This window comes from Thermodesulfovibrionales bacterium (genome assembly GCA_035622735.1).
Taxonomy (GTDB): Bacteria; Nitrospirota; Thermodesulfovibrionia; order Thermodesulfovibrionales; family UBA9159; genus DASPUT01.
Genome location: DASPUT010000229.1, coordinates 1 through 10,683 on the forward strand (window position 1 = coordinate 1; position 10,683 = coordinate 10,683).

A 10,683-nucleotide genomic window follows, 5' to 3' on the forward strand; every position below is an offset into this window, starting at 1 on the left:
TCTTTTGGCAGGACATTTAATATGGAGCGGATATACACTTTTTCTTTGCAGAATATTTCACAGCAGACCACTATTCAGCTCGATTCTTTCTGCCTCGATTTACTGTGGCGGAATCACCTCGATAGTATATGTTCTGTTATACAGCCTAATAGGCTTCAAGATGAATTCGTTCACTATTTTACAGATGGAGAAGGTACATCCGTTCTTAAAAACAATTTTAGAGACAATTGAGCCTTTTGGAGTGTGGTCGATGATCATGGAAATCACTGCGGTCACGGTGATTGCAGGGCTGAGTTATCTCAGGGCTATCAGCATTGTTTTATCATATTGGATTGTCAGCCTCACAGTGACATACCTCTTTGGCCTGAGGATAGGATATTTTAGCTGAGCTTGAAGGTGTGCAAAAGTTAAATCTCCTTGCCAGACCCGCGAAACAGTTACTTGGGGAAATCCTCAAGAGTTGCGACTCTCAATACCTATTGATAAGTCGGTGAACTCGTTAAAAACAACCCAAAAGGTGTGGGCAAAGATTTCCATTTGAAAATGCAAGTCGTAATTCCGTTTCCAAGAGACGTCAACGCAAATGCTGACTAATGCAGGTTTGGGCGATTGTAGGATATTCGGATTCTTCTGGACCGGATGCCTCATGTACGAAGGGGGAATGCTCAGGGGAAGATTACCGGTATCCGCCTTACTGCTTGCAACACAGGACTCGAGATCTGCGGATTGCGGCGCAAGGTTCCTGCTATTTGTTCATCATGTCGAGGAAGTCCTTGTTGCCTTTGGTCCCCATAAGCTTTCCGAGGAGGAATTCCATGCTCTCGATGGTGCTGAGGGGATTAAGGACTTTCCGCAATATCCACATCTTATTGAGTGTATCCTTATCGACGAGGAGTTCCTCTTTTCTCGTTCCCGATGCATTAATATCAATGGACGGGAATATGCGCTTGTCAACGAGTTTCCTGTCAAGATGAAGCTCCATATTGCCCGTACCCTTGAATTCTTCAAAGATGACATCGTCCATCCTGCTCCCGGTATCGACGAGTGCAGTGGCCAATATGGTGAGGCTCCCGCCCGACTCTATATTCCTCGCGGTGCCGAAGAACCGCTTTGGCTTCTGGAGCGCGTTTGCGTCAAGACCGCCTGAGAGGACCTTCCCGCTTGTCGGCATGACTGCATTGTATGCCCTGGCGAGCCTCGTGATACTGTCCAGGAGGATAACCACATCACGTTTTGATTCCACGAGCCTCTTGGCCCTTTCGATCACCATTTCAGAAACCTGGCAATGCCGGGGCGGGGGCTCATCGAAGGTCGAGCTGATGATTTCGGCCGCTACCTGACGCTTCCAGTCCGTGACTTCCTCGGGCCTTTCATCAATGAGCAAAATGATGAGATGGATCTCCTTATTGTTCTTCTTGATTCCCTTTGCGATCGACTGGAGGAGCATGGTCTTCCCCGTCCGGGGCGCGGCAACGATCATACCCCTCTGTCCCTTGCCGATGGGGGTTATCAGTTCCATCACCCGCGTAGAATAATCTGCAGAGGTGTGTTCGAGTTTTATCCGCTCTGTCGGATAGTATGGAGTAAGGTTGTCAAAAAGCGGCCTGCTGATATTGTCTTCGGGCGATTCATGGTTTACGGCTTCAACCTTGAGCAAGGCGAAATAGCGCTCTCCTTCCTTGGGAGGCCGTATCTGTCCCGAGACGAGGTCTCCCGTCCTGAGATTAAATCGCCGTATTTGGGACGGAGAAACGTAAATATCATCGGGGCTCGGCAGGTAACTGTAATCCGGAGAACGTAAGAAACCAAAACCGTCAGGGAGTATTTCGAGGACGCCGGCTCCGAATACGTTTCCGGACTTCTCTATCTGTGCCTGCAATATCGCAAATATGAGATCCTGCTTTCGAAGACCGGATGCTCCCTCTACATTCAGTTCCTTTGCCACTTTTGCGAGGTCATCAATGGTTTTCTCTTTCAATTCTGAAATCGAGATGTTCTCCATAAGCATTAACTCCTCTTTGGATGATTATCGCTGGGGTTTTTAATCCGGTAGGTATCTACCTATCCAGAGGGTTTCTAAAGAAGTACTCTGCCTGTACAGTAGCCAAAAAAAAATATTTTGTCAATAGGAGGCCCTATCAGTCGAAGAGTCTCGACAGGACTTCAGTTTTTTCCTCGATATGCTTCGCTATGCTTTCCTGTTCGTCTTTCAAACGGTGAAGCTCGTCGGCAATATTGACGGAAGCCAGTATTGATGCCTTCAGCGGCGAGATGTTGGGGGCATTTTCATAGACCTCCTGTATCTTGCTGTTCACGTAGGCGACAAGCCTCTGGATGCGCTCCTCCGGCGCATCTCCCTTTATGGTGTACTTCTGGCCGAGGATGTATACTTCTACGGTTCCCATATGCGGAATGCGATATTAATCAAGGTCCAAGGCTTCGAGTTCATTCAAGAGCTCTTCCACCTGGGCCTTAACGGTGAACTTTTCTGAAGCAAGCCTTTCGACCTCCCGGTTCTTTTCGTTTAGCAGTTCTTCGAGTTCCTTAATCTTCCGCTCCAGGAGTAATTTCTCTTCCTTTAACGCCTTCACTTTGCTTATCGCACCAGCAATCTTATCCTCGAGATTCTTGAGTCTGTCCAACGATGTTCCCTCCTTTTCACGTTTTCTGAAATCGGCTTCCGGTGCATCCGGTGCACGTTGCGTACGATCGGGGATATTGTCATCAAAAAGACCTTTCACCATGGCTACCACTTACGGGGACGGCTGTCCGCTGGGGGAAGACCGGTCTTCAACCCCTCGTTTTCGGTAGACTGAATAGGTCAACAGGACGTTTTTGACATAATTTCTCGTTTCATCATAGGGAATGTCTTCTATGAACTCATCTTCCGACTTGTACTTTCCTTGACGCACCCATTCCCGAACCCGTTCCTCCCCTGCATTATATGCTGCGATGACAGCCGGAAGCGAGCCGAATTCCCGGGCGAGAGCACTTAGATAATAGGCGCCTATCGTGATATTCGTTTTCACATCATGAATGTTGCTTGTTGTCCCGGCCTTGTCGCAGAGATTATCTGCGGTTTGCGGCATAATCTGCATGAGGCCGAGAGCTCCCGCGGATGAGCGCGCCTCGGGATCGAAGCGGCTTTCCTCACGCATGACCGACAAGAGGATGAAGGGATCGAGATTGAAGGTCTTTGCCGCGCCTTCGACAAGAGCCCAGTATGCCATGGGGTAGAGAACAGCACTGAGACCGGTCCCCGATTCTCCTTGAAGACCCTGCCGAGATGAGAGACGAGTCGCGAGCGTTATCGCGCTCTTATAGGCCTCCTCTTCCGTCAAGAGATACCCCAGATAGAGTAACGAATCGGGATCGGAGATGGTGCGGGAGCTGTTCATGATTTCGGCCAAGGCTTCCTCCTTCATCCCGATTGCGATGAGTATCGCAAACCGCTCCAAGGCCCGCAAGGCAACGGGGTCCGTTGGCGGAGAAACGGTTTCGAACCGGGTCTGCGAGGAGAAAGGTATCTGCTCTCCCCCGAAGCTCATCGGTATCCAAGACGAGCGGATCGAGCGCCCGTCGTCCCTACCATACATTTCGGCAAGCATGCCGTAAAAATCTCCCCTGATGCCCTTGACCTGGTTCAAGGGAGTCGCCATTCCGTTCGAAAGGGTCCTTTCTTCTCCGCGCAGGGTATCGTCGGACTTTGCTTGCCAGTAAAGATAACGAGAGTTCGGGTAAGAAGTAACGAGCTCCGCAAACACCTTCGATGCAGCCTCATAGTCGCCGGTGCGGTAAAAGGTCCATGCGGTACCCCAGAGGGCTTCCTCGGCGTGCGAAGGATATGCAGTCCTGACATTGCGGTAAAGCTCGAGCGTCTCCTCTATCTTTCCGTCCCGTCGCTTCTTCGAGGCGAGCGCGAGCAGGAGCGATGCCGCCCTCTTGTCTTTCATGGAAACAAGCTTCGATACCGCAGTATGAAATGCTACGAAGTCCCCTGCCCTATAGAGCGCGCGCGCAGCATTATACGTATCCCCCGCCCTCGAAAATTCCGTAGCAGCCTCGTGGTATTTCTTCTGCCTGAAGAGGACGGTGCCGAGCTTTCTCAAGACGTCATCCCTGAGAGATTCTCCGGAAACAGGCAAGGTCTTTCTGAGAAGCGTTTCGGCTTTCTTGTATTCCACGCTCTTCATAAGGTTTGAAGCCCTCGCGAGCATATCGGCGGGCGTCACATCCGATTGTTGCAGTTCTTTCCAGCAGAGATCCGAAAAGGGTCCTGCGGAAATATATATATCCCTGAAGATCTTCTTCGCCTGCTCTCTTTCTCCCCTCGTTTTCAAGGTCTGACCCAAGAGATATTTCATCTCCGCATCTTCGGGATAATCGGTAACGAATTGTCGGAGGATTTTAATGATGTTGTCTCCTGTCTCATCCTCTGCGATGCCGTCGGAGTGCGCCAACCGATTCCTGATCTCCAGTGACCGTGCCTTTTTCTTCAGCACGGAATCAGGGTATGTTCGAAGAAGTTCCTCTAAGGAACGATTCGAATCACCGAATTCCCCATTGCCGGCATAGGCCTTCGCTAGAAGATACAGTGCATAGTCACCCATTACGGGAAGGTCTCTATAGGCCAACTTCAGTTCCTCTCTGGCTTCACGGTAAGCGCCCTGTGCGACTAATTCCCTTCCTTCCCGGAGATGAGAGCACGCCTCTCCAGGGCACGGCGATACATGTCTCTTCAGGACAGGAGGCTGCGACGCAGGCTCATAACTGACCGTTCTTTCCTCCGAGGTCCTATCATCGGCGCAGGTTAATCCGGCGTTCAACCCCGGGAGACAGAAGAAGAGAAAGCCGGATAATATGCTGAGCGCAAAAAAGTCTTTCAATGGAAATTCCTCACATGGTCTTGAGCGGAAGTTATAATTAAGTATATCAATATTCCCCTTGATATTCAACACAAATTTGACGATGGGATAGGCATATCGTTTATAATTCAGTAATGGAAACGATTATACGGAGAAAGGTCTGCAGGCATACCGACGGGACATCAGAACTGAGTGATGACAGCCTTGCCCTTGAGAAGAAGGTGCGGATATCAGTCAACGATAGAGAGATCATAAGCCTCTATTGCACACCGCTTATGATAAGGGAGCTTGTTGTAGGTCTCCTTATGACGGAAGGGATCATACAGGGGAATTGGTGCGCCGATAGGATGGGCATCGAGTACGGTGACGAAATACGGGTGAATATCCCCGCAGAAGGTGAGGTTTCGATGGAGGGCAAGACGGTGACATCCGGCTGTGTTGGTGGCATCACATTTGATAAGAAGATCGAGTCGGGGCCTATCCACGATGCCTTTACCATAAATAAGGCTGACCTTAAGAACATCTATGGGGAGTTCCAGCGCAAATCGGAACTCTATAAAATCACGGGATGTATCCATAGCGCAGCCCTTTCCGACGGGAGGTCTTTGATCTGCTTTGCCGAGGATATCGGCAGGCATAACGCGGTCGATAAGGTTATCGGATACGCCGTTCTTGAACACATACCTCTTTCAGGCAAGCTCCTGCTTGCCAGTGGGAGGATCTCTTCTGAAATAGCGACAAAATGTTCCCGCTGGGGCATCCCTCTCCTCGTGACGCGGACTGCCCCGACGCACCTTGCTGTCGAGATAGCCGAGAGGATGCATGTTACCCTGGTCGGATTCATGAGGGGCAACCGCTTTAATGTCTACACACATCCTGAGAGGATCGGGCGGTAAGGAGTCTTCGCCGAGGAACATTTTTCTCTACGTCATTTTATCGCATACTTCTGCAGCCTGTGCCGGAAAGACCTGAACGACAGTCTGAGCAGCGCCGCGGCTTCGGTCTTCACGCCGTTCGTCAACCTCAAGGCTTCGAGGAGATATCGTTTTTCTATCTCTTCGATGATCTCATCCAGGTTCACCTTGCCATCCATCGTGATTTCCGGCAATCCCTGCATCGGGGAAGAGGGAATATTCAGCTCCGCCGGTAAGTCTTCTGCGGGAATTTCATCCTTGTCGGTCAGGAGAAGGACCCTCTCGATGACATTTTCAAGTTCCCTGACGTTGCCCTTCCACGGATAATTGATAAGGATCTTCATCGCGGCCGGTGACAGGTATCTCGTCCTCGACGGTGAAAGCTTCGTGATAAAGTGCTCAACGAGCTGAGGAATATCATCTTTCCTCCTTCTCAGAGGAGGGATGCGGAGGGGGATGACATTTAACCGGTAATAGAGATCCTCGCGAAACCGGCCCGCTGCAACCTCATCGCTGAGGTTCTTATTCGTAGCCGATACAATCCTGACGTCAACCTTCAGGTCACCGGTGCCGCCCACGCGACGGAAGGTTCCGTTCTCGATGATTCTTAAGAGCTTAGACTGCAGACTCAGCGGCATCTCGCCTATTTCGTCGAGGAACAGCGTTCCCCTGTCCGCCACCTCAAAAAGACCCTGCTTGTTCTGAATGGCACCGGTAAAGGAACCCTTCATGTGACCGAAGAGCTCGCTCTCGAGGAGACCTTCGGGAAATGCGGCGCAGTTTATCGCGACAAAATTGTTCTCCTTTCGAGAACTGAGATTGTGGAGCGCGGTAGCGACGTACTCCTTTCCCGTCCCGCTCTCTCCCGATATGAGGACATTGGAATTGCTCTGAGCTATCTTGGGAAGCGTACCGAGAAGTTCCTGCATCTCCGGGCTCTTGTAAAAGATGTTGCCGAGTTCGAAGGTCGTCCGTATCTTTTCGCGGAGGATCGAGACCTCCCCCCTCAGTTTTCGTTTCTCGATGGCCCTCCTCACCGTGAGCCGTATCTCGTCGATCTTGAAGGGCTTATGGATGTAATCATACGCACCGAGCTTCATCGCTTCAATGGCTGACTCAGTGGTGCCGAAGGCAGTCATCATGATTACCAGTGTCTCTGGTGCCGTCTCTTGTGCCTTTCTGAGTATTTCGAACCCGTCGGCCCCGGACATCTTTATGTCGGTGATGATGAGGTCGAAGATATCCCGGTTCAAACAAGTAAGCCCCTCCTTTCCGTCATGGGCAAGGCAGACGTCATAACCTTCTCCGTCGAGAAGGATTTTCAGGACCTCACGCAGGTTCTTCTCGTCTTCTATGACGAGAATTCTGCTCCTAGATTCTTCCATGCGTTCTCCCTTCAAGAATCTCCATTGAGTCTTTTCCTTCCCGTGAAGGAGATTTTTTCATCGGGATCAGGACCTCAAACCTCGTCCCCGTCCCGCCGGTGCTGTCGACACGTATGCCGCCACCGTGCTCTTCGAGTATGCGGTAAGCGATCGAGAGACCGAGACCCGTTCCCTTTTCTTTCGTGGTAAAGAATGGATAGAAGATATCCTCCAGGTTTTCCTGTGGAATCCCGACCCCCGTGTCTTCAAAAAAAATGGTCAGGCTTCCTTCAGACTTCTTGGTGCCGATAGTCACAGCTCCTCCTTCTGGCATCGATTCTACCGCATTCATCGCAAGGTTCAGAAAGACCTGGCGCAATTTTCCGGGGTCGCCGTAAAGGTCGCAGCGGCCGTTAAAATCCTTTTTTATTGTTATCGAGGGTGTGCTTACCGTAGCACTCTTCATGAGTTCGACGGTATCGTCGAGAATCCGATGGATGTCGAACCAGGAAAACTCCGGCGGCATGGGTCTCGAGTAACTGAGAAAATCGGATATTATCTTATTCAGACGGTCCATTTCACTGACGGCGATATCCATGAGTTTTTCGCCGTGGTCTCGCGAGAGCGCCCCTTCCTTAAGCATCTCGATGGAGCCCTTCAGGGAGGCGAGGGGGTTTCGTATCTCGTGGGCCATGTTCGTGGAGAGTTCCCCGATTGCGGCAAGTGTCGCCTTGCGTTTTACCTCGGCCTCGAGGTTCTTGAGTTCGGTGATATCCTGGAAGATGCATATGTGGCCCGTTTTGTTCCCGTCGCTGTCTGCGGTATCTGAGATGGTGAGTCCTATAATCCTGTCTGACTCGTCATGTTTTATCACACCCTCCATGCGTTCAGTCCCAAACGGGGGAGCCAGGAAAGGAAATATATGAGAGATGGGTCGACCGACTGCTTCGGTGCGGCCTCTTCCTGTTATCTGCTCGGCTGCTTTGTTAAAGAGCACTATCGTGCCGCGAAGGTCTGTCCTTAACACGCCGCTCGGGAGTCCCTCTATGAGTTCCCTGTTAAAGAGGGAGAGGTCCTTGAGGTCGGAATCTTTTTCCTCAAGGCTTTTCGTCGTCTTCTCAAGCCGTGATGAGAGATAACCGGTGAGATAGGCCGTGAGATAGAGAGCAGAAATGTGGGTGAAGATATTGTAGAGGAAGTCCTTCTCCTTCAAGGTAACATCAAACGTGAGAGGGATCGCCCGGTAGAACTGGAGGTCCATCATCAGTCCGTAGAGGATGCTGCAGAGTGTCGCTATGATATATCCGGCTTTCTTATCCAGGATGATTGCCGATGCCATAACGGTCAGGAGCATGATCGACGAAAACCAGCTCTCGATGCCCCCCGTCAGGAATATGAGGATGATCTCCGATACCACGTCTATAGAGAGCTGAATGTAAGCAAAAAGGACGAGATTCTTAACCTTTGAGAGGAGGAAAGCGTAGAGGATCGAGAGGAGGTAGAGGGGGATAATGAGATAGAGTATGGAACGCGGATAGGGGAATCGCTGATATCCGATATCGAATAGGAAGAATGAACCAATGAGGAGCGTGACAAAGAAGGCCCTGGAGATTATGAGCGTTCTTAATCTCTTCAGGAGCGCCTGCCCCATGGTCACTTGACGAGGGTAATCAGTTTGAATATCGGGAGGTACATGGCCGTGACGATGAAGCCGATCGTTGTCCCGAGGAATACCATGAGCATGGGCTCCATGAGGGCTGTGAGATTACCAACAGCTGCATCCACCTCATCGTCGTAGAAGTCAGCGATCTTCGAGAGCATCGAATCGAGGGCACCGGTCGATTCGCCAACAGCTATCATGTGGGTAACCATGGGAGGGAAGACTTTGGCCTTGGATAGGGGTTCGGCCAGAGTTTTCCCCTCGGTGACCGCCTGTCTCACATCCATGATGGCATATTCCACCACTTTATTCCCCGCTGTCTTTGCGGTAATTTCTAGGCCATCGAGAATCGGGACGCCGCTGCTCACCAGGGTTCCCATGGTGCGGGTAAATTTCGCAACAGCGACCTTCCTGAGGAGTATCCCGAAAACGGGGAGTTTTAGGAGGAAAGAGTCTATCACCGCTTTACCTTTTTCCGTCCGCCGCACCTGCTTGATAAAAACTATGAAGGCGATGATAAAGGCGAGGATCATGAGTCCGCCAGCGCCGGCAAGGAAATTGCTTAAACCCATGACGATGCGAGTCGGCAGAGGGAGCGTGCCGCCGAGTGTAGCGAACATCTTGGCGAATGTGGGGACGACGAAAATCATAATGACAGCTACGACAAGTATCGCAACGCTCGAGATGACGGCAGGATAGATCATCGCTCCCTTCACCTTCTTCTTGAGCTTCATCGATTTTTCTATGTACGCAGCGAGACGGTTCAGTATCGTATCGAGGATGCCACCGGCCTCACCGGCAGCAACCATGTTGGCATAAAGTTCGGAAAAGACCCTTGGATGTTTTCTGAGGGCGTCCGCATAAGTCAGGCCAGCCTCGACGTCAGACTTGATCGTCGTGAGCGTCCGTGCAAGTGCCTTGTTTTCGACTTGTGATGAGAGTATATCGAGTCCCTGTACGAGGGGTAATCCGGCGTCTATCATCGTCGCGAATTGCCGCGTAAATACCACAATGTCTTTTTCCTTGACCTTGCCTCCGAAGGCGAATCTCGCCTTTGCCACCTTTTCTGTGACTATCGTGGGGGTAATGTTCTTACGCTTTAGCTGCGCAATTACTTCGTCCTTTGAGTTAGCCACCGACTCGCCGGACTCGATAGTGCCCCGTACCGTCTTTCCTGACCACTGGAATGTTACCGGCATCGCTATGCCCTCCCTTTTGCCGATGTGGCGGCCGTACGCTGAATCATCGTAATTAATTCTTCGGGAACCATCGAACGGCCCAAGGCGTCTTCGTAAGAGATCAGTCCTTTTGTGTAGAGTTCAAAGAGAGACTGGTTCATGGTCTGCATTCCCGATTTCGCCTGACCGGTCTGCATGCTCGAGTATATCTGATGCACCTTGTCCTCCCGGATGAGGTTCCTGATAGCCGGGCTCGGGACGAGAACCTCCACGGCCAGGGCTCTCCCCTGACCTGATTTCCGCGGGATTAACTGTTGGGAGAGGATGCCCTCGAGGACAAAGGAGAGTTGTACCCTGATCTGTTCCTGCTGGTGGGCAGGAAAGACATCGATGATACGGTTGATTGTCTGGACGGCAGAATTTGTGTGCAGGGTGGCGAGGGTAAGGTGCCCCGTCTCGGAAACGGTCAGTGCCGCTTCGATCGTTTCCAGGTCGCGCATCTCTCCTATGAGAACCACATCGGGATCCTGTCTCAAGACGTATTTCAGCGCCGCCTTGAATGACTCTGTGTCGGCATTCACTTCTCTCTGGTTCACGAGACATTTCTTGTGGGAGTGGAGATACTCTATGGGGTCCTCGATCGTTATGATATGGTCATATCTCTCTTCATTGATCCTGTCAACCATCGTGGCAAGGGTGGTC

At 51.2% G+C, this 10,683-nt stretch carries 10 protein-coding genes; 2 read left to right on the forward strand and 8 right to left on the reverse strand.

The features are described 5' to 3' along the window. The coding region (locus tag VEI96_12080) for a hypothetical protein (protein HXX58731.1) at positions 1–388 on the forward strand (388 nt) is incomplete at its 5' end. A 357-nt stretch (positions 389–745) separates the two neighbouring features. On the opposite strand, the gene rho is transcribed toward VEI96_12080, so the two are convergent. From rho to VEI96_12100, 4 genes are all read right to left on the reverse strand, one after another. Next, the gene (rho, locus tag VEI96_12085) at positions 746–1,993 is read right to left on the reverse strand and encodes a transcription termination factor Rho (protein ID HXX58732.1); all 1,248 of its coding nucleotides are present in this window, start codon (positions 1,991–1,993) and stop codon (positions 746–748) included. Between the two features lie 145 nt (positions 1,994–2,138). Continuing rightward, complete coding sequence (locus tag VEI96_12090) at positions 2,139–2,405, reverse strand: cell division protein ZapA (protein ID HXX58733.1); 267 nt, start codon at positions 2,403–2,405, stop codon at positions 2,139–2,141. Between the two features lie 15 nt (positions 2,406–2,420). Then, positions 2,421–2,642, reverse strand: coding sequence for a hypothetical protein (locus tag VEI96_12095; protein HXX58734.1), 222 nt, complete (start codon positions 2,640–2,642; stop codon positions 2,421–2,423). Positions 2,643–2,753: 111 nt separating this feature from the next. Beyond that, complete coding sequence (locus VEI96_12100) at positions 2,754–4,886, reverse strand: transglycosylase SLT domain-containing protein (protein HXX58735.1); 2,133 nt, start codon at positions 4,884–4,886, stop codon at positions 2,754–2,756. Between the two features lie 113 nt (positions 4,887–4,999). Between VEI96_12100 and fdhD the strand changes: the two genes are divergently transcribed. Beyond that, positions 5,000–5,761 (forward strand): formate dehydrogenase accessory sulfurtransferase FdhD, encoded by a 762-nt coding sequence (fdhD, locus tag VEI96_12105; protein HXX58736.1) that lies wholly within the window; start codon positions 5,000–5,002, stop codon positions 5,759–5,761. 32 nt (positions 5,762–5,793) lie between these two features. Here the strand turns inward: fdhD and VEI96_12110 are convergent, their stop codons facing one another. The 4 genes from VEI96_12110 to VEI96_12125 all read right to left on the reverse strand — a co-directional run. After that, positions 5,794–7,164, reverse strand: coding sequence for a sigma-54 dependent transcriptional regulator (locus VEI96_12110; GenBank protein ID HXX58737.1), 1,371 nt, complete (start codon positions 7,162–7,164; stop codon positions 5,794–5,796). After that, on the reverse strand, positions 7,151–8,794 hold the full coding sequence (locus VEI96_12115) for an ATP-binding protein (protein ID HXX58738.1): 1,644 nt from the start codon (positions 8,792–8,794) through the stop codon (positions 7,151–7,153). Before VEI96_12115 ends, VEI96_12110 begins: the two co-directional genes overlap by 14 nt. A gap of 2 nt (positions 8,795–8,796) precedes the next feature. Continuing rightward, on the reverse strand, positions 8,797–10,002 hold the full coding sequence (locus VEI96_12120) for a type II secretion system F family protein (GenBank protein ID HXX58739.1): 1,206 nt from the start codon (positions 10,000–10,002) through the stop codon (positions 8,797–8,799). Between the two features lie 2 nt (positions 10,003–10,004). Beyond that, positions 10,005–10,683 (reverse strand): PilT/PilU family type 4a pilus ATPase (locus tag VEI96_12125; protein HXX58740.1); only part of this gene is annotated, 679 nt, incomplete at its 5' end.

Coding starts and splice junctions, on each gene's coding strand:
- VEI96_12090 (HXX58733.1), bottom strand. CDS start 2,405: ATGGGAACCGTAGAAGTATACATCCTCGGCCAGAAGTACACCATAAAG.
- fdhD (HXX58736.1), top strand. CDS start 5,000: ATGGAAACGATTATACGGAGAAAGGTCTGCAGGCATACCGACGGGACA.
- VEI96_12110 (HXX58737.1), bottom strand. CDS start 7,164: ATGGAAGAATCTAGGAGCAGAATTCTCGTCATAGAAGACGAGAAGAAC.
- VEI96_12115 (HXX58738.1), bottom strand. CDS start 8,794: ATGGGGCAGGCGCTCCTGAAGAGATTAAGAACGCTCATAATCTCCAGG.
- VEI96_12120 (HXX58739.1), bottom strand. CDS start 10,002: ATGCCGGTAACATTCCAGTGGTCAGGAAAGACGGTACGGGGCACTATC.